General features: G+C 37.9%; 13 protein-coding genes and 4 pseudogenes. 5 read left to right on the forward strand and 12 right to left on the reverse strand.

Annotated features, from left to right (window positions below; translation table 11 throughout):
* Positions 1–2 precede the first annotated feature (2 nt).
* Entirely contained in the window at positions 3–344 is a 342-nt protein-coding gene (locus FB379_RS09320) for a transposase (RefSeq protein ID WP_144597793.1), read from the forward strand.
* 31 nt (positions 345–375) lie between these two features.
* Here FB379_RS09320 and FB379_RS09325 read toward each other — a convergent pair whose 3' ends face one another.
* The 3 genes from FB379_RS09325 to FB379_RS09335 all read right to left on the reverse strand — a co-directional run bounded on the left by FB379_RS09325 (position 376) and on the right by FB379_RS09335 (position 4,788).
* Positions 376–1,773 (reverse strand): NAD-dependent succinate-semialdehyde dehydrogenase, encoded by a 1,398-nt coding sequence (locus tag FB379_RS09325; RefSeq protein ID WP_117017408.1) that lies wholly within the window; start codon positions 1,771–1,773, stop codon positions 376–378.
* A gap of 105 nt (positions 1,774–1,878) precedes the next feature.
* The gene (gene gabT, locus FB379_RS09330) at positions 1,879–3,180 is read right to left on the reverse strand and encodes a 4-aminobutyrate--2-oxoglutarate transaminase (RefSeq protein ID WP_066248811.1); all 1,302 of its coding nucleotides are present in this window, start codon (positions 3,178–3,180) and stop codon (positions 1,879–1,881) included.
* A 225-nt stretch (positions 3,181–3,405) separates the two neighbouring features.
* Positions 3,406–4,788 (reverse strand): APC family permease, encoded by a 1,383-nt coding sequence (locus FB379_RS09335; protein ID WP_063388906.1) that lies wholly within the window; start codon positions 4,786–4,788, stop codon positions 3,406–3,408.
* A gap of 340 nt (positions 4,789–5,128) precedes the next feature.
* On the opposite strand from FB379_RS09335, the gene gabR reads away from it, so the two are divergent.
* Both gabR and FB379_RS09345 read left to right on the forward strand, forming a co-directional pair.
* Positions 5,129–6,544: a MocR-like transcriptional regulator GabR gene (gene gabR / locus FB379_RS09340; protein WP_479683777.1), complete on the forward strand. Its 1,416-nt coding sequence runs from the start codon at positions 5,129–5,131 to the stop codon at positions 6,542–6,544.
* A gap of 255 nt (positions 6,545–6,799) precedes the next feature.
* A pseudogene (locus FB379_RS09345) lies at positions 6,800–7,257 on the forward strand (4-hydroxythreonine-4-phosphate dehydrogenase PdxA); the annotation flags it as partial.
* Positions 7,258–7,722: 465 nt separating this feature from the next.
* On the opposite strand, the gene FB379_RS09350 reads toward FB379_RS09345, so the two are convergent.
* Positions 7,723–9,066 carry an MFS transporter gene (locus FB379_RS09350; RefSeq protein ID WP_199757335.1) on the reverse strand — a complete coding sequence of 448 codons (1,344 nt, stop codon included), beginning with the start codon at positions 9,064–9,066 and terminating at the stop codon, positions 7,723–7,725.
* 437 nt (positions 9,067–9,503) lie between these two features.
* Between FB379_RS09350 and FB379_RS19215 the strand changes: the two are divergent.
* Positions 9,504–9,770 (forward strand): annotated as a pseudogene (locus FB379_RS19215) (IS1634 family transposase); the annotation flags it as partial.
* A 313-nt stretch (positions 9,771–10,083) separates the two neighbouring features.
* Here the strand turns inward: FB379_RS19215 and FB379_RS09355 are convergent.
* Positions 10,084–10,509 (reverse strand): phospholipase A2 family protein, encoded by a 426-nt coding sequence (locus FB379_RS09355; RefSeq protein WP_144597796.1) that lies wholly within the window; start codon positions 10,507–10,509, stop codon positions 10,084–10,086.
* 41 nt (positions 10,510–10,550) lie between these two features.
* On the opposite strand from FB379_RS09355, the pseudogene FB379_RS09360 reads away from it, so the two are divergent.
* Positions 10,551–11,204 (forward strand): annotated as a pseudogene (locus FB379_RS09360) (IS110 family RNA-guided transposase); the annotation flags it as partial.
* 484 nt (positions 11,205–11,688) lie between these two features.
* On the opposite strand, the pseudogene FB379_RS18760 reads toward FB379_RS09360, so the two are convergent.
* The 7 genes and pseudogenes from FB379_RS18760 to FB379_RS09400 form a co-directional block, all read right to left on the reverse strand.
* Positions 11,689–12,064 (reverse strand): annotated as a pseudogene (locus FB379_RS18760) (ISL3 family transposase); the annotation flags it as partial.
* A 575-nt stretch (positions 12,065–12,639) separates the two neighbouring features.
* A complete protein-coding gene (locus FB379_RS09375) occupies positions 12,640–13,698 on the reverse strand; it encodes an aldose epimerase family protein (RefSeq protein WP_144597797.1) in 1,059 nt (352 codons plus the stop codon).
* An 85-nt stretch (positions 13,699–13,783) separates the two neighbouring features.
* Entirely contained in the window at positions 13,784–14,779 is a 996-nt protein-coding gene (locus FB379_RS09380) for a Gfo/Idh/MocA family protein (protein ID WP_144597798.1), read from the reverse strand.
* 52 nt (positions 14,780–14,831) lie between these two features.
* Complete coding sequence (gene xylB / locus FB379_RS09385) at positions 14,832–16,331, reverse strand: xylulokinase (protein WP_144597799.1); 1,500 nt, start codon at positions 16,329–16,331, stop codon at positions 14,832–14,834.
* An 86-nt stretch (positions 16,332–16,417) separates the two neighbouring features.
* Positions 16,418–17,740, reverse strand: coding sequence for a xylose isomerase (gene xylA / locus FB379_RS09390; protein ID WP_066249361.1), 1,323 nt, complete (start codon positions 17,738–17,740; stop codon positions 16,418–16,420).
* 33 nt (positions 17,741–17,773) lie between these two features.
* Positions 17,774–18,940, reverse strand: coding sequence for a sugar ABC transporter permease (locus FB379_RS09395; protein ID WP_066249365.1), 1,167 nt, complete (start codon positions 18,938–18,940; stop codon positions 17,774–17,776).
* The gene (locus tag FB379_RS09400) at positions 18,915–20,435 is read right to left on the reverse strand and encodes a xylose ABC transporter ATP-binding protein (protein ID WP_063388727.1); all 1,521 of its coding nucleotides are present in this window, start codon (positions 20,433–20,435) and stop codon (positions 18,915–18,917) included. The genes FB379_RS09395 and FB379_RS09400 overlap by 26 nt, the downstream gene beginning before the upstream one ends.
* Positions 20,436–20,497 lie beyond the last annotated feature (62 nt).

The following is a 20,497-nucleotide window of genomic DNA, read 5'->3' on the forward strand; positions in this document are numbered from 1 at the left end:
GCGTGATCAATGGAGGGCATCAGGCTATCGATAGTGCCGCCATTAACGCCTATGAAAAGAACAGCCTAAAAAATAGAGTGAACAAACAGGGAGCAAAGTTTGATTCTTTTAGCAATAAAATCACTTGGTTTGGCCATAAAGTGCATCTTTCTGTAGATACCATCAGTGAATTACCGATTGCGATCGAAGTAACTCCAACTCATGTAAACGATGGAGAAGTCGACCCAACATTGATCGGAAATGTGACAGATTGTACAAATTTCCAAATCGAATTCCTGATCATGGATGGTGGATATAACCAACTTTATGAAAAACCGATTAGTTTCTATCAAATTGAAAATTAACAGATGTTAAAAACTCCCTGCAAAAAGTCTTTTATTTATAAATATCCCCTATTGACAAATATTTCGTTTCCAAATACGGTTCAATGCCTTCCACTCCACCTTCACGACCGATTCCGCTTTCTTTCATTCCTCCAAAAGGAGCGTGGGCAGCAGATGGAGAGCCGTCATTCCAGCCGATAATTCCGAAATCTAAATGCTCATGCAGATAGATGCCTGTTCTATAGTCATTTGTAAAAAAGTAAGCGGCCAGACCATAAGGCGTGCTGTTTGCAATATTAACAGCTTCTTCTAATTCCTGAAACGTTGTGATTGGCAAAATGGGTCCAAATGTTTCCTCTTGCATAATCTTCATGTTCTCATTGACATTTTTGAGAACCGTCGGATAAACAAAGAAATAGCCTTTTTCCCTATTTGCATTGTATTTATTGCCGCATAGAACTTCAGCACCTTTACTGATTGCATCATTGACCTGCGAGACAATCTTATGAAAGCCTTTTTCATTAATAACTGGCCCAATTTGAGTGCCTTTTTCCAAACCATTTCCAACTTTTAATTTTTTAACTTCATTTGTTAATTTTTCAGCAAATTCCTCTACAATGCTTTCATGCACTAGAACTCTGTTTGCACAAATACATGTTTGACCGGCATTTCTGAACTTGGAAGCTATCGTTTGTTCTACCGCCAAATCAATATCAGCATCATGTGCAACAATGACCGGTGCGTGGCCGCCTAATTCCATTGAAACATGTTTAACTGTACTGGCACTGTCTCTGATCAATAATTTTCCTACAGGAGTCGAGCCGGTAAACGTAATTTTTCTGACATATTTGCTTTCCGTAAATATTTTTCCTACCTCACTGCCATAGCCATTCACACATTGAATTACATCCGCTGGTATTCCGGCTTCATGAGCGAGCTCAATCAATTTCATCGTGGTTAACGGGGTATCTTCTGCTGGTTTCACAACGAATGTACATCCAGCTGCCAATGCCGGTGCAGCTTTTCTTGTCATCATTGCGGCTGGAAAATTCCAAGGAGTAATGGCTGCAACCAATCCTACCGGTTGGCGGCTGACAATGATACGTTTGGATTCCGTATTTGCAGGAATTGTTCGTCCATAAAGCCGCTTCGCCTCTTCTGCATACCAATCAATGTAACTAGTTGCATAGTCAACTTCACCCAATGATTCGTGCAAAGGTTTACCGCTTTCCATTGTCATGATCTTTGCAAGATCATCTTTATGTTCTTGGATTTTTTTAGACCAAAGCTTTAATAGTCTCGATCGTTCATGTGCATTTATTTTGGACCACTTTCGGAAACTTTCATGCCCTCTCCGCAATGCAAGATGAATCTCTTCTTCTGTATCTGCCTTTACTTCCTGGATCAACTCACCTGTTGCAGGATTCGTGACTTTAATCGTCGCTGCCATCAAGGTTTACCTCCCTCTGGGTTTTTCTTTGCCGGGATATAATAATATATAACGCCACTGGTTAATGGATTCCCGGCAATTTTATCCTCAGTTTCTTCACCCAGTTCATTGAGCAAAAGCTTTTTCCAATATGGATAACCCTTTATTTAATTCCTCGTCAGTAATAACCAACGGAGCTAAAAAGCGTATAATATTTCCATCAATACCAGCTGAAAGCAATAAAAGACCATGTTCATTCGCATATTTCAGAATTTGATTCGTTTTCTCTTTATTCGGTCGTTTGTTCTGGCGGTTATCTACGATCTCCACCGCTACCATAGCACCTAAGCGGCGAATTTCTCCTACAAACTCATGTTTCGCTTGTAATTCCAGCAGTTTTTTCTCAATCTTTTGTCCCAGTATTTCTGATTTTGTGAGCAAATCCTCTTCTTCGATGATATCAATGACTGCCAGTGCGGCGGCACAAGCTACAGGATTCCCAGCATACGTCCCACCCAGTTCACCCGGATCGGCAGCATTTAAAATTTCCGCCTTGCCTACTACACCGCTTAAAGGCAACCCGGCAGCCAATGACTTGGAAACAGTAATCAAATCCGGGACAACATCAAAATGTTCAATTGCAAATAATTTGCCTGTACGGCCAAAACCAGTTTGAATTTCATCTGCCACAAAAACAATACCGTGATCATCACAGAAGTCCCTGACAAATTTGACAAATTTCTTCGGTGGGATAATAAAACCGCCTTCCCCTTGAACAGGTTCCATTACGATACAAGCAACCGTTTCAGGTGCCACAGTAGCAGCGAAAAACCTCTTGAATTCTTCAATCGTCCAATCAATATATTGTTCATCTGTCATATGATCCGGTTTTCGGTACAAGTATGGATAAGGAGCTTGATACACTTCTGAAGCAAAAGGACCGAATCCGAATTTATATGGTTTGACTTTGCTCGTCATGCTCAACGTCAGATTCGTTCTTCCATGAAACCCTCTGACAAATGAAACGACCGCTTGTCTGCCTGTAAATTTACGGGACACTTTAACTGCATTTTCAACTGCTTCAGCCCCCGAATTAAAAAGAATTGCTTGTTTATCAAAATTGCCTGGCGTAATCTTGCATAATTTTTCTGCCAGCTTAATGTATCCTTCGTACATGATCACATTAAAACCAGGATGCAAAAATTTATCAACCTGTTCTTTTACCGCAGCCGTTACTTTAGGATGACTATGCCCTACATTTAAAGTTCCGATTGCCCCTGCAAAATCTATCCATTCATTCTGATCAATGTCTACGATGGTAGCCCCTTTTGCATGATGCGCAATACTTAAATTTCCATTGCTCACCCCTTTAGGAACATACTTTTTCCGTTTAGCCTGCAAGTCTTCCATCGTTGTCGATGATGCCATTTTTTCATTGCCTCCTCAAAATCAATATATATACGAATTATGTCAATTTTCTGTTATAGTGAAAAGTACCAGTTTTCTGATTTTTCAGGTACCAGTTAAAACGTTAAACACTCTTTATAAAGCTAGGGGTATGGTAAAAACTTAAAATGCACACTGTTCTCATTTACCTTCCAATTCACTTTCTATATAAATTAGAAATCCTTCAAAGGGGATTCTCGTCAAAGGCTAAGTCGACGAGACATCTTTAAATTTTTTTACAGAGTCTTTTCTAGAACCAAACAGATACAAGATTGTTCCGATTCCATACCACCCAAACACAATTAACCATTCCATAGGCCAAACAAGCGCAGATGGCATTCCAGGTAAATAAAAAGTAATAAATATAATACTTAAAATTATGGCGATGACTCCAGTTAATTTCCAATTTCGTATCTTATATGGACGTTCTAAATCAGGTTCTGTTTTTCTAAGTTTCATAAATGAGATGGAAACAAGCATATAACCGATGACAATTCCAATGCCACCAGCATTTACAAACCAGTTTAAAGCTGAATGCCCTAAAAATGGTGCAAAAAAACCAAGTAATCCTAAAAAGATAATGCCATGTGTCGGTGTCTTATATTTTGGATGAATGTAAGCAAACCATTTTGGAATCATCCCTCTCTCCGCCATGGCAAATAAAATTCGACTTCCACCAATAATGAATGCATTCCAACTTGTCACGATTCCGGCAACCCCACCAATCACAAGAATTGTTCCAAACACTGGACTTCTAAATAGATTCGTCATTGCATCAGCAGTAGCAAGTCGGGTAACCTCGAGTTGAGACGGTGTTAATCCAACTGATACCCCATATGCAATTAAAATGTAGAAAACAATGGCCAGTATAATAGAAAAAATAAGTATCCTACCTATTACTTTTGGTGGTGCTTTTACTTCTGAAGCGATTTGCGGAATAACATCGAACCCTACAAATAGGAATGGAATCATGATAAGAACGACCATCACTCCCCCCACTCCTTCTCCAAGAATTGAATTCGTATGCACCGAACCTCCATTTGCAAATGCTCCAAAAACTAAAACTAAGCCTATTAAAATAACAGCAATAGTTAAAATATTTTGAAAAATAGCAGCCGGTTTAATTCCAAAATAATTCATCGATGTCAACAACAGCGAACCAAAGGATCCAATCAAAACCCAAGTTAAATAAATATCCCATCCTCCGAGATTCCATAAAAAGAGTTGGTGATCAACAGGAATTATATAATCAATGACGGTAGGTAATGCAACTGCCTCAAAGGTAATAACTGATACATATCCAAACAAGACACTCCATGCAGCAATATATCCCAACCTATCATTAAAGGCTCGCTGGACGAACACTAATCCACCGCCAGTTTCAGGTATTGCAGCTGCTAACTCTGCATAGGTCAGACCAATAAAAGTAACAAGCAGCCCACCTAACAAAAAGGCAATTGCCGTTCCTAGAAAACCTGCTTTACTTATCCAATCACCAGAAAGAACAACCCATCCCCATCCAAGCATTGCTCCAACAGAAAGAAATAGAACATCGGCTCTTGACATTGATTTTGAAAATTTATTACTCATTACTCTCACTCCCTTTTAAATTTATTAAGAAAGTATTATTATAAAACATTGTAGAAAACAAAAGCTTTGTTCCGTCACATACGAATACATAATTAGAAAATGCACATTTCTATAACCATCTCCACAGCTTTTGCATTAATAACGGAAATCGCATAGACTAAAAACAATTCTAAGGAAAAATAAAATCCTGAATCCCCTTACATTTTATCTTCTTTTTATGTTACTATTTCTAACATCATTTATCCTGATAATTTACACTGATAATAAATAATATTACGATAAATACATTAAAAGAAAAGTACCAGTTTTCTGATTTTTCAGGTACCAGAGGGAGAGATAGATCATGATATTTTTTCAAATAGATAAAAAGGATAAGTCAAATCATATCTATCAACAAATTTATAAATCGTTAAAAGAAGCGATTTTAGAGAGAAAGATCCCTACCAATGAGAAATTGCCTTCCAAAAGAAAATTAGCAGAAAAATTAGGAGTGAGCATTAATTCGGTTTCAAATGCGTACGAGCAGCTCCTGGCTGAAGGATATATTTACGCAATTGAAAGAAAAGGCTACTATGTGGAAAATATTACACAGTTCAACAATCAAAAAGAGGCTAAAATGAACTTTCCAGATGATTTAAAAGAAGAATTCTCCAAGAAAGATGAGGGATGGCTTTCCTTATCACATATGACGGCTGACATCTCCATGTTCCCGTTTAAAGAATGGATGAAGTGTGAAAAAATAGCAATAAAAAATCACAAAAACGAACTTTCGGACATTTCTCATCCTCAAGGTCCTTACCTTGTGAGAAAAACCATCTCGCGCATGATTGCGCTTACACGTGGTGTTAAATGCGAACCAGAACAAGTGATTATCGGCCCCGGAACACAGCCCTTGATACGTCAAGTGTTGGGCATGCAGAGGGAAAATATAAAAGCTGCAATTGAGAACCCTGGGTATTCTCGCATCTACCAATTATTAAAAGATATGAATTTTGAAGTTTTTCCAATCGATCTTGATAAAAAAGGAATAGACATCAAGAAAGTGGAAGCTTTGAATCCACATTTCCTTTTTATCACCCCGTCACACCAATTCCCGACCGGAATCATTATGCCTATTTCAAGAAGAATTGAACTTTTGAATTGGGCCTCGGCTTCTGAAGGAAGGTATATTGTAGAAGACGATTACGATAGCGAATTTAAATACGGAACGGACAATATTCCGTCGCTGCAAAGCCTAGATCGGAATCAACGCGTGATTTATGCAGGAACATTCTCCAAAACGATCATGCCAAGTTTCCGAATCAGTTATCTCGTTTTGCCTCCCGATTTATTAAGAGAGTACAAAAGACATTTTTCATATTGGATACAGGGAAGCAATACACTGAATTTATTTACGCTTCACTATTTTATTGAAAGCGGCGAGTACGCAAAACACGTCAAGCGCATGAACAATCACTATGAGATGAAAAGAGAAAACCTGATTAAGGAATTGAAATGGAAATTTCGAAATGACATTAAGATTAAAAATGTGCCGGCAGGACTTCATTTCATTGCGGAATTCAAAACAGATAAAGGGTATAAAGAAATTGAAGAAAGAGCAAAAAAAGAAAAACTTGAAATATACTCCATGAAGAGATTCAATTTACTAGGCAATATCGAAGAAGGGAAAAAAATTATTTTGGTTATCGGGTTTGCCAATATAAAAAATGAAGACATACCAGTTGCCGTAGATAGATTGTACCGTGTTATTTATTAACTTTACATCGGACGAATAGCCACTTTAGGAACAATGCCATAATGTTTTAAAATGATTCATCTTGGATAAGAATGCTCAATTTCTATTTTCCGCTGTGACCTTTTCCCTTTCACTTATAATATTTGTCCGTAGTTAAAAGAGAACTATCAGCTTTTATACGCACAACCCATTTAAGAGCAAAAGAAATTTTATTTAAAATTTTTCGATCTGACATGACTCATGGGGAAGGTTCTTAAAAGCCTTTTTCCCTTCTCCGATCGGACCTACAAAGTCATTAAACTGGCTCATGAAACGTTGACAAGAGCTGGAAAAGAAAAACCAAGCATCGCCGTGTGCGGCATCAACCCTCACGCTGGAGAAAACGGACTGTTTGGCAATGGAGAGGAAGAGGAAAAACTCATTCCCGGCATCCGAAAAGCACAAGTGGAAGGAATCAATGCAACCGGACCATATCCGGCAGATACATTATTTTACCGTGCGGTGCGCGGAGATTTTGATATTGTTGTCGCTTGCTACCATGACCAAGGGCACGCCCCTATTAAACTGCTGGGGCTGGAAGCCGGAGTAAACATCACCGTCAGCCTCAAAGGCGGTATCATCCGCACATCTGTCGACCATGGAACAGCCTTTGATATCGCAGGAAAAAATCTGGCGGACGAACGCAGCATGCTCGAAGTCATTCGCCCGCTGTCGAACTGGCTCCGAAAGTTTAAACACCAACCTTTTTGCTTCATTTATCTGTTTTTGGCAATTAAAAAATGTATGAATGACAAAATACGAATATTCCATTCCCTGTATAAAATTTTAGGTCTATATCGCTTGACACGGAGCCTCTGCGGACATGTTTCCTAACGAAAGGAGCCAGCGCCAATCCTTGCTTCGCAAGGCATCAAGCCTAACATGTCCGCCACTCCATGTAAAATTTATTCGGATCATTTATGCTAAATAAGCAGTATGCTCGGATATGGTGTTCATCTACTTGACCTTAATTTTTTGTCCGGTTAAGTCAATTCATTTTAGAACCAATTTTAAAAATAAGTTCTTCATAAATTTTTAGCGATGAGGCAAACAAGAAAGACGAACAAGAGCGCCCAGATGGCGGCTGGTAAGCTATTTCTGTTTCCATGATTTCAATGACGGAATAGCTTTCGCCAATGACTCCCCCATAACACCTCTCGTCAGCTTTTCGGCGCGGCAGGCGCCTGTGGCTTTACCTTCAGCAAAAAGAAAATGCCAAGGAGCACCATCAGCAAAAGCGATCCCATCGCCAACCGATTGGCAATGTTTCCGTATGAATGAAAAAGGAGGGTAATGCTTCCATAAATCGCTGGACCAATGATGGCTGACACTTTTCCAGAAAAAGCGAACAGTCCGAAAAATTGCCCTTGCTTATCTGGCGGGGAAAGTTCGACTATATATGTTCTCGAAGTGACCCACATCGCTCCTAAACTGACACCGAACAAACTCCCAGCAATCCAAAAAGATAGCTTGGAAAAAGCAAGCACCCCTATCGCCAGTGCGATGCACATCACGATGCCGACATACAAAACCGCTTTTTTGGCTCCCTTGCTTCTCGTAATATAGCCAAAAAGAAAGGAACCGATAATACTCGAAACTGTGGAGACTAAATATAAAAGGATGAACTCCCCTGCCGTAAACCCGGCAATGACTTTGGCATAAACGGACATGATGGCGATCGTCGTCGCCACCGCATCATTCAAAAAGAAATAAGCAATCATGAAAGTAAAAATGTTTTGATACTTTTTCATTTCTTTCAATGTTGCATAAATATCCCGATAGCCTGCAAAAAATCCGGCCTTTCGCTTTAAGGCATCGGCTTTTTCGGCTTCTTCTTTGACAAAGAAAAACAGCGGGAAAGAAAAGAGGAGAAACAAAAGGGCGCTTGGAATAAAAGCCCGATAATAATCCATTTCTCCAACAAACGGATACACAGCAAGCCCGACAAGCGTTCCGACATATCCGACAGCAACGCCAAAACCGGAGATAAGCGGTATTTCCTGTTTATTCCCCAAACTGGAAATCATGGAATCGTAAAAAACAAGGCTCGAATGGTAAAAAAACTTTGCTGCGACAAATAAAAGCACGATTACGACAAAAGACACCGGCAATCCAAACATGGCATTCCCAAGATTCGAATATCCGGCAACACCCATAAGCAAAGTTGCCGTAACCGAAAGAGTCGTAAAAATCCCAAGCCATTTCTTTCTTCTCCCGGTCCGGTCAATCCATGTGCCGTATAAAGGTGAAAATATCACTAAAAAGAAAGAGGCTAACGCATTTGCATACGAAATAAATGTACTGGCGATTTGGTTCAAGCTCTCGCTTTTTCCCACCGTTTCCGAAACATAAAGCGGGAAAAAAATCGTATTCACATTCGAGGAAAAAATCGTATTCGCAAAATCATACAACGCCCACGATAAAATCGGCAACGAAACATACAGTTTCCAGCCCGGCTTTTCATACGCATGCGAGGCAATCTTCTCCACTACACCCTCCCCCATTCTGTCGGTGATAAAACGGCCGCAAACCGTTTATTCCATATATAGATTACTTTGTATATTTAATGATTTTGTTTCATGGATGTAAATTTTTCGAAAGAATACCTCTTGCTTCCGAAAAAGATAGGTTTCATTTTTGTCAGAATATAATTAATATTTTAACAAATAAATGTGCATTTGTGTATGAGCATCGTTTTCCGGAGTCAGTCAAGACTTTGTTGTAGCTTTTTTGGTTCGCTGAAAACAGGTGTAAGTCATAGGTTAGCGAACCATTTTTTGAATTTCCTGCGTAAGTGCTTTTGGACTCTCATCCCTTGTCATGACAGACGGATATGTATACTTTTTTTACCATCCCTTGAGCTCAGACAGGGCATCGAGTGGTGACAGGCACCTGACCCAAGCAAAAAAATAAAAATGGTTCTGTTCGTCAATATCTACAAATATGTTGTACATTTCGTGTAGACAATAAAGTTCGGCAACAAACGTTTTGTAATCTAGGGAGGTTAGAACATTTATTAGAGAATGGCTCTGTCGATCAATAAATCGAGGGATTAGCCAAATTTTCAGAGCGTTACTTTGACCGAATTCACGGGCAAGGCTCTTCCTCTTCTGTCTCCGTGCTTTGGACAAAAGAGTTTGGACCGGTTTATCTGTTCCGAAAGGTATGGGAAAAGTTAGGGCTTGGTCGGCTATTACGTAAAATCATGCCGTAAAAACAACTTATTAGACACCCTCGTGTTGTGGGTAAAGTCCAAAACACCAGTATTTTCGGGCTTTTCTTTAGTGTACTCTGTCAAACTTTTAGATATAGTAATAAAGCTTGTAGACTATCTAAGCAGAGACTTTGTCAACAAGCGAAAGTACTAGCTGATGTTTTGTATTTTCAAGAACTGACTAAGATAATGATCCTAAATTCAAGGTCTTCCTCCTGTAATCCATTCAATTAAATATCCTATAAACATTAAAATACAAAATATTATAAACATTATAAATTTATAAATCATTTAATTCCCCACTCTATTATTTTTTACAAGATGCTATACTAAAGTAAGCTGCTACTGCTAAGGCAGCTCTTTTTTCGTCAGATTTCATAAATGGAAGAGCGGCAGTTATCCCAGCTACTAAAGCTTTATCACAGCCACAATCGAAATATCCTTTTACTTTATAACAAAGATCATGTGTCATACATAAAGAATCTAATTTATTTTTTGGTACACCGCCATCATGTCCAGGTCCGTACCAGTTTCCCCAAACTGGCATACTTCTTAATATTTGAGATACAGATTGTGACTCTTTTTTATTTTCAACATGATTACTTAAAGCATTGAATTCTTTCCCTGAATCAATAATAAAATCACTTTGTTCTTCTTCTATCGCTTTATCTACATTAAATATAAGTTTACCATCTTCATCTTGATATATATATTTCTGCATTTCTTCCAGCATATCTTCAACACTACTATTCTCATTAATACCTTGAGTCGTAGAGCCTCGATGACATCTGCCAAATGGATGTCAAGCAGTTGGCCGACTTCCTGCGCCAAAAAGGGCGCAATCGCTTTGCCGATCCGGAATGCATCGCCAAGTCGATTCAAAAGGCGGCCCGTTCGCCGTATCGGTTGTCCAAGTGTGTCGAGGATTCCATCGACTTGCTGTTAGGGCTGTCGATTCAATCAATCCGCAGCCTGCAATCGCAGCTGAAAGAGCTCGATAAAGCCATTACCCGCCATCTTGAAGGCATTCCGAACACACTGCAAACCATCCCAGGCAACGGACCGGTTTACACCGCAGGCATCCTGGCCGAAATCGGGCAAATCGAGCGGTTTCACAATCAGGCCACTTTGGCAAAATATGCCATCTTGACATGGTCCAAGCACCAATCGGGCCGTTTTCAAGCCGAGGTCACCTCCCTCATTCGTTCCGGCAATCGTTATCTCCGTTACTACCTAGTGGAGGCTGCCAACTCGGTGCAACGGCATGATGCGACGTTTCGTGCGTACTACCGGAAGAAGTATGAGGAAGTGCCCAAACACCAACATAAACGAGCCCTCGTCCTCACCGCTAGAAAACTCGTGCGTGTGATCGATGCGCTGCTACGCAACGGTCAAATCTACACGCCAAGAAAGGGGGAAAATCGATAAAAGGATCGATCTTGTATACCAATATAAACCTTTAGACCTAGTTTATTACATGTACCAATACTAGGTTTCTTCAGTATTGCCTTTTTTCGGATCATCGGACAAGGGAATTTCCAATTTCTATGATTTTTCACCTTGACATATTACCGCAGGACTTTTTTGATTATAACAACCTAACATAATATTAACATATTATTTTACATAAATTCAATATATTTCCACTCCTTCAAAATAAAGTTTGATTATTTCCTATCTATATTGCTCCACAATCGCACCCATTTCATAAATAAGGTCTCTTCTCCATTTTCTGTGATTTGTACACAAACCTTGCCATCATGTTAGCTGGATTTAGATGTCAATCAGACCGTCTCCTTCTTCAGCTTACTGACCACTAAGTTGGTAGAATGGGAGTAGTCAAGTGCCTTCCTTGACGGCTTCTATTCTACCAACTATCATGTTAGCTACTGAAAAAGAGCCCTTAAGCAATTTAATCAACATTCGTATTCCCTGTACATTCCAAAAATACACGAAGTCGAAAACGCTTTAGATTCCGATATCCATAAGCCCTCCGTTTTATATGTTTGATTTTATGATTGGTTCCTTCTGTTCGGGCATTCGTGTATGGAGATAAGAAATATTGGAGTATGGGTACTTTCCACTTTTCTAAGTGTTGCCCACTTTATGAAAAGATGAGTATGGACTATTCCGTGCTAATTGAATCCATTCTTCTAAAAGATCATGGGCATCCCGTAATCGGTCAACTTATAGAAATCTCGAAATAGTTCCTTTAAATCGTAAGCACAAGCAAGTTCTGGGTACTCTTTTAAGATTTCTTCCAAGCGTGCTTTCTGATGATCCTGTAGTAAGCAAACTAAAAATGGTTCTTACTCAATCTTGGTGAAAGGAAGAGACTAATGGAGAAAATGAGCGTGCAAATAAGTATTTTTAGCTCTGTATTATCAAACTATAAAATTTTTTCTGATCCTGATGGCTTTGTTCTATAATGATGTATAAAAAAGCAGCCTCCCGCTGAAAACAATTCAGCAGGGAGGCTTACGTGATTACCTAACATTTGTACTTTGCCACTTTCAAGGAGAGACGATGATTTTTTCCAATGAGTATTCCGCGCTTTCCAGTCAAATTCTCCGTAAATTTTCTGCGATGAGGCGACAAAACGAGCCAGATTGCTCGATCGGCGGTTGGTGTATTCAATAACTTCTTTATGGCCAATGACCTTTTCACAAGCTTCGTCATATAGAAACCATATGGTAAACAACAAATCTTTTCTGCTAGACTACCAATTTTAGGTAAATTTTGGAGAAGTGCATTACACTCGTTTATAAAAATGGAACAATCGTATTAAACGATTATTCCATATATACAATAATTTTTAAAAGATTACATTTAAACACATTATTATTCTACTATAATTTAATATTCATTTATCTGACGCAAACAAATATTTAGTTCTTTTTCGATAAATATTATTTTCGTTTAAAATAGACGAATGAAAATGAGGATGATGCACGGAATCCGGTGGAGCCTGTGTTTCTAAGCATAACCCTAAATAATTTTTAGAATTCACATTTCGAATTTTATATCGTTGTTCTCCTAACTTATTTCCAGTATATAGAACGACACTTGGTTCGTCAGTTTCAATCACTAGTTTTCGTCCACTTTCTTTTTCGTATAAAATAATTTCTTGCTGATGATTGGTGTTTAATAAAAAAGGATGGTCAAAGCCCTTATTTGCTAAAAGAATCTGAGGGTGAGTTGATTTCACTCCAGTTATTATTTTCCTTCCTTTTCGAAAGTCGAAGACGGTACCTGTTACATCAATCAAGTTTCCGGTTGGAAGCAATTCACGATCCAATTCTATAAATGTATCGCTTTTTATAGTCAGTTCATGATATAAGATATCTCGTTTTAAATCACCACTTAAGTTAAAATAAGTGTGATTCGTCATATTTAGTAATGTTTTCTTATCAGATTTACCATAGTAAGTGATAATCAACTCATTCTCATTTGTTAACGAATAGATGACTTTCACATCAAGGCTACCCGGATATCCTTCCTCACCATTAGGGCTAAAATAACAAAATTCGATTGAAATCTCGTTTTCCTTTTCTTCCCCAACGTTATAGTCCCATAATACTTTGCTAAACCCTTTGTTTCCGCCATGTAAATGGTTTTGATTCTCATTTTTTGTTACTTGGTACTCTTGACCGTCTAAGGTAAATCTCCCTTCTTTTATTCTGCCTGCAAATCTCCCTACCACAGCACCAAAGTATGGAGAGGAGTGTCGCTCATATTCTTCTATACTATCGAACCCTAATACGATATTTTCAAGCTTCCCTTCTCGATCGGGGGCAAGAATCTCTGTAATAATACACCCATAATTGATACAAGAAATTTCTAATCCATGATCGTTTCTTAGTTTGAACAAGTATACTGGCTGGTTATGTTTATATCCAAATAATTCTTTTCGAATTTCCATAGTTTCCATCGCCTTTATTTATCATTTATTTTGAATGATCTGAAACAAGGTTCAATAAGACCCCTGTTATCAAAGCCACCATGAATTATTGATTGATTCTTATCGATTTTCCTGTTCGAATGGATTCATAACAAGCATCAATCACCCTCATATTTTTTATTGACGATTCTCCAGAATACTTCACTTTCAAGTCTTCTAATATGGCTCTTGAAAAGTGTTCTACCTCAAGTCTATAAATGTCGCCATGAATTTTTTCTTCTCGCGTTACTCCATTCCTCTCTACTATGAGAATCCCAACTCCTCCATTTCGATCGGGACGAAATGCATAAGATACTTTAATCGTTCCTTTTGTACCGACAACTTCGTATTCATTTCTTTCCGTCATATCAAAGCTGCAATCCATTAATGCAGTCACACCGTTTTCTAATTTCATATGCACATATGCAGATAGGTCAACATTTGAAATCGGATCTATATTCCCAATTGCATGAACTTCAATTGGTTCAGTATTTAATATATATCGTACAGCATGGATCGAATAGCAGCCTACATCATACAAGCTTCCGCCGCCCATCTCTTTAACCATTCGGATATCATCTTCTCTGTTTTCTAAATAAAAAGAATGACTCGATTTAAATAATTTTACTTCGCCAATTTCCCCAGATAATATGATTTCACGAACACGATCATGTTGCGGGTGGAACTGATACATAAAGGCTTCCATAAACTTCACATTACATTCAAGCGTAATTTTGTCCATTTCTACAGCTTCTTCTGCATTCAATGAAACGGGTTTTTCACAAAGAATGTGTTTTCCCTTCCTTGCCGCCTTTATCACCCATTCTTTATGCAAATGATTAGGCAGCGGTATATATACTGCATCTATTTCCGGATCGTTAAGAAGCGCCTCATAACTTTCGTATGCTTTTGGAATATTGAATTCTTGTGCAATCGCATGAACTTTACTACCTCTACTTGCAATGGCAGTGACTTCTGCATTTTCAGCTCTAAACATAGCTGGAATTAATTGTGTTCTAGCGATATTTGCCGTACTTAAAATACCCCAGCGAATCCTTTCCATTTTTTACCTCCAAATTTAAATGAAATATTGAACAGGTCTTACCATCTATGTATTAATTCCTAAAAAATGCTAATGATTCATTTAATTCTTTTGTCTTTGCATAGACTTGTTGATAAATGGCAAATAGCTCTCTATATTTATCAACATTTTCTTGAATAGGCTCAATCACTTTAGAATGCTTAATAAAAACTTCTGCACATTCGTTTAAAGATGCAAACCAACCAGCCCCAACTGCTGCTAGCATAGCTGCCCCAACAGCTGGACCTTGCTCGCTCGACAATTTTACAATTCTGGCGTTAAAGATATCTGCCTGCATTTGCAGCCAAGTTTCATTTTTTGCTCCCCCACCAATTGATACAATAGTATCTATTTTCTTTCCGCTTTCCCTAAAGATCTGGATCGATTCATTGAGAGACATTGTAATTCCTTCTAGAACTGCTCGTACAAAATCTTTTTTATGATGGGAAGTATCCATCCCAATAAAACTTGCCCGAATGACAGAATCGGCATAAGGTGTCCGTTCTCCAACTAAATATGGAGTAAAAATTAGTCCATTCGATCCGATTGGTACATTTTCAATACCTGAAAGTAATGTATGAAAATCTTCTTGTTTAGCAAAAACTTCTCTAAACCACTCTAAGCTGTGACCAGCTGATAGAGTCACTCCCATCGTATAATAAGCATTTTCTTCTCCGTGATTAAAATAATGAACCTTACCTTTGAAATCCCGATCACTATTTTCCTCATAAGAAAGGATGACACCTGATGTTCCAATACTGCATAACGTTTTTCCTTCTGATAAAATGCCGGCACCAATTGCACCACACGCATTATCAGCGCCACCGGCATAAACTTTAGTCGATTTTGATAGCCCGGTACTTTCAGCCAATGATGATGTGATTGTTCCTACACATTCATAAGAATGGACAAGAGGTGGGCACAGAGAAATATCAATACCTAACAACTCGCATATTTCTTTACTCCACACTTTTTCGTGAACATTCAATAATAAAGTACCGGCAGCGTCTGAATATTCACTATGTATTTGACCAGTCATACAATAACGTAAATAATCTTTAGGCAGCATAAATACAGATGCTCTTTCATAAATATCTTTTTCATTCTCTTTCACCCACAAAAGCTTCGGTAGTGTAAAGCCTTCTAATGCAGGATTTTTTGTGATATTAAGTAGCTTTTCCTCTCCGATCACATCATAAATTTTCTTACATTGCTGAGTCGTTCTTGTATCATTCCATAGAATTGCACGCCGTAGTACTTGGTAATTTTTATCTAGTAATACTAACCCATGCATTTGTCCTGAAAAGCTTATTCCTTCAATGTCCTCAACATGACCATCAAAATCTTTTACTAACTCTGCTAATGCCTCAATTGTTTTTTTTACCCACTCAGATGGATCTTGCTCACTATACCCCGATTTCACATGAATAAGTGGATAAGATTTGGAAATTTCCTTACATACTTCACCGTTTTGGTTCATTAATAAAACTTTTACCGCACTAGTCCCTAAATCAATACCAATCACATATTTCATTGAGATCACCCTTTATTGTTATTAAATAAAAGGACATACCAGATTGTTATTTATTTAAACCAGGTACGTCCTAACGAAGATAAAATCTATTCAGAAAGAACAGATAATAAATACTGATTGATTGTCGACTTCAATCGTTCTGTTCTTCCAGAAGAGTTTTGAATATCTCCAAGTTGCAGCGCATATTCCTCTAATTTATGGAAATCAGTCTTGCCTTCTACAATATCTTTTCCAATTCCATGATGATAGCTACTATAGCGTTCTTCAATAAAGCTTTCTAAAACTTTATCATCTATTAATCTTTGAGCAACCTTTAAACCGATTGCAAAACTATCCATACCCGCAATATGTGCATAGAATAAATCTTCTGGTTCAAATGAGCCTCTTCTCACTTTTGCATCAAAGTTTAATCCGCCTTTGCCAAGCCCGCCGTTTTGTAAAATTTCATACATCGCCAACGTTGTAGAATATAAATCTGTTGGGAATTCGTCTGTATCCCACCCTAATAACGGATCTCCTTGATTCGCATCAACAGAACCTAGCATACCATTAATTCTTGCTACACGAAGTTCATGTTCAAAAGTATGACCTGCTAATGTAGCGTGGTTGGCCTCAATGTTAAATTTAAAATAGTCTTTAAGACCATAATTTTGTAAAAACGCTAAAGCCGTTGCTACATCAAAATCATACTGATGTTTTGTAGGTTCCTTCGGTTTCGGTTCAATGAGAAATTGACCAGAAAAGCCTATTTCCTTCGCATAATCAACAGCTAAATGCAAAAAGCGTCCAAGATTATCCAGTTCTAACTTCATGTCCGTATTTAACAGGGTCTCATAACCTTCCCGTCCACCCCAGAATACATAGTTTTCTGCCCCAAGTTCTTTTGCGATTTCCAACCCTTTTTTCACTTTTGCTGCAGCGTAAGCAAACACATCGGCATTTACCGCAGTTGCCGCTCCATGAACAAAACGAGGATGTGAGAACAAATTGGCTGTATTCCAAAGAAGCTTCGTTTTACTTGTTTTCATATATTCTTTTATCATCGCAACAATTTCATCTAAATTTTTATAAGTTTCTCTTAAATTACTTCCTTCCGGCGCTATATCTACATCGTGAAAGCAAAAGTATGGTATGTTCAGCTTTTCAAAAAATTCAAATGCAGCTTCCACACGTGCTTTTGCTAAGTCCATTCCCGTATATTTATCCCACGGACGAATCATATTTCCGTGGCCGAAAGGATCACTCCCGTCCATTGTAAATGTATGCCAGTATGCAACGCTAAAACGGAAAATGTCTTCCATCCTATTTCCACCGACAACCTCATCAGGATTATAATATTTAAAAGCTAAAGGATTCGAAGATTTAGGTCCTTCATATTTGATTTCATTTACATTTTCAAAGTATGTCATATTCATTTCCTCCCATTCTTAAACTAGTTTTATTTATTTTTTACTAGAAATATCAATCCATACTGCGATTATGAGAATGAGACCCTTAACAATGTATTGCCAGAATGTTTCAATATTCATTATGCTCATGCCATTGTCAATACTAGCCATAATTAAAGCTCCAATAAGGGCTCCAAATATTTTACCTTTACCACCCATTAAACTAGTACCGCCAATTACACAAGCTGCAATTGCATCAAGCTCATACATATTACCTGCATTTACTGTCGCTGCATTTAATCTACTAGTTAATAAAACACCTGCAACACCAGAAAGCCCTCCCATTATAATAAACACCCAAAGTATATTACGCTTTATATTGATACCAGAAAGAGCTGCAGCTTCTTGGTTCCCTCCAATCGCATAAATATAACGCCCGAACGCTGTTTTATTAGAAATAAAGATAAAAATAATCGATAACAAAGCAACAATTAAAAATGGAACAGGGATACCGTAATATCGATTTAACATATATGTAATGAGGAGAATGAAAATAGAGTATACTGCAACTTTTCCGTAATCTACGGTTGCAGCTGGTATCATAAGTCCCATGTTCATTCTTTTAGAACGATTTCTAATAGTCCAAAAAACAAGAATTACTATACTAACTAATGCTAAAATATACCCCGGTACATAAGGAAGATAACTGTTCCCAATTTGCTTAAAACTTTCACTCATTGGTGCAATAGTTTGTCCTTTGCTTAATCCAATTAGAATACCTCGAAAAACAAGCATACCCCCGAGTGTTACAATAAAAGCAGGCACCGCCCGATAAGCTACCCACCATCCTTGCCATAAACCTAAAATCGCTCCAATGATGATCGCAGCGAAAACGACTGAAAAAGTACTCCAGCCATGCCAAACTTGTAAAATAGCAGCAATGCCTCCAGTTAACCCAACCAACGAACCTACAGATAAATCAATATGACCTGCTACTATAACAAGTGTCATACCAACCGCAAGCACAGCAATGACAGACATTTGCGTAAATAAATTAGAGAGATTACGAGAAGATAAATATTCTCCTCCTGTAAAAATGCTGAAAATAACAGCTATTAACACAAGGGCAATCATAAGCGTGTATGATTGCAGATCAAGTTTAAAACTTATACCTTTATTCCTTTGCTCATTTACATTAACTGTTGATAGTTGTCTGGACACTTTTTTTCCCTCCAGTAGCACATCTCATAATGTTCTCTTGAGTCGCTTCTTCTCTTAAAAATTCTCCGGTGATTCTTCCTTCTGACATGACAAGAATACGATCGGACATTCCCATTACTTCGGGCAGCTCAGATGAGATCATAATAATACCGACACCTTGTTTAACAAGATCATTCATGATTTTATATATTTCATACTTTGCCCCGACATCAATTCCTCTTGTCGGTTCATCAAGTATTAAGATTTTCGGATCATTTAGTAACCATTTACTTAAAACGATTTTTTGTTGATTTCCACCGCTTAATTGACCTACAGCTGCTTCTAAGCTTGGAGCTTTTAAATTCATTTTCTTCGTTATGTCCTCAGTACTTTTTATTTCTAAAGCTTCATCAATCACTTTCAACTTCATAACTTTGTTTAAAGCTGTAAGAGTCGTGTTTTTCGTAATATCCATCCCTAAAACTAAACCGTATCGTTTTCGATCTTCAGATACATAGGCTAAACCTTCCTTGATTGCATCAGCAGGTTTTTGTATATTTGTTGGTTTTCCATCGATCAGGACTGTTCCCGTTTTTTTTCCCTTAAATCCGCCAAACAGACTAATAAATAATTCTGACCTCCCGGCCCCTATTAATCCAGAAAAACCGAGTATTTCACCTTTTTTTAGCGAGAAGGATACATCCTGAATCACTTGTTTTCCATTTTCATCGAAAACAGAGTAATTCTTCACTTCCAGTATTTTTTCATTACGAATTGGATGAGGTTCATATGGAAAAAGTTCTGTTAATTCTCGACCGACCATTTTCGTAATAATCATATCTTCAGTTAAATTCTCAATAGAATCCGTGCTAATTGTTTTCCCGTCTCGTAATATAGTAACTGAATCGGCCAATGACATCACTTCACCGAGCTTGTGAGAAATATAAATGCAGGTAACCCCTTTTGAACGCAGATCATGTAAAAGGTTCATCAATATTTCAACATCACTTTCAGTTAAAGCTGCTGTCGGCTCATCCAATATTAAAATATCTACTTTCTTTGTAAGTGCTTTCACAATTTCTATTAACTGTTGTTTACCAACTGTTAAATCCTTAACTTTTGTTTCCGGATCAATATCTAATCCAATTTGATCTAACCATTTCTGAGCCTCTGCATATATTTTGTTCCAGTTAATGATTTTAGATCTCATTAAGTCATGGCCTAAAAATAAATTTTCTGCAACTGTCATTTCACCAACTAATGCGAGCTCCTGATAAATAATAGCAATTCCTGCGTCTTGGGATTCTTTGATCGATTTAAATTGAACTTTTTTCCCGTTTATCAATATTTGACCTTCATAAGTTCCATGAGGGTATACACCGCTAAGTATTTTCATTAGAGTTGATTTTCCTGCTCCATTTTCACCACATAGAGCATGGATTTCCCCTTTACGTACTGAAAATGTGACGTTATCTAATGCACGTACACCAGGAAAATCTTTCGTAATTCCTTTCATTTGAAGCGCAAACGTTTCCAATCCTTTTTCACCACCTGCAATAAAGTAATCAGATAAATGGG

Origin of the sequence: Aeribacillus composti, from assembly GCF_007827555.1 — a bacterium.
Classification (GTDB): Bacteria; Bacillota; Bacilli; order Bacillales; family Aeribacillaceae; genus Aeribacillus; species Aeribacillus composti.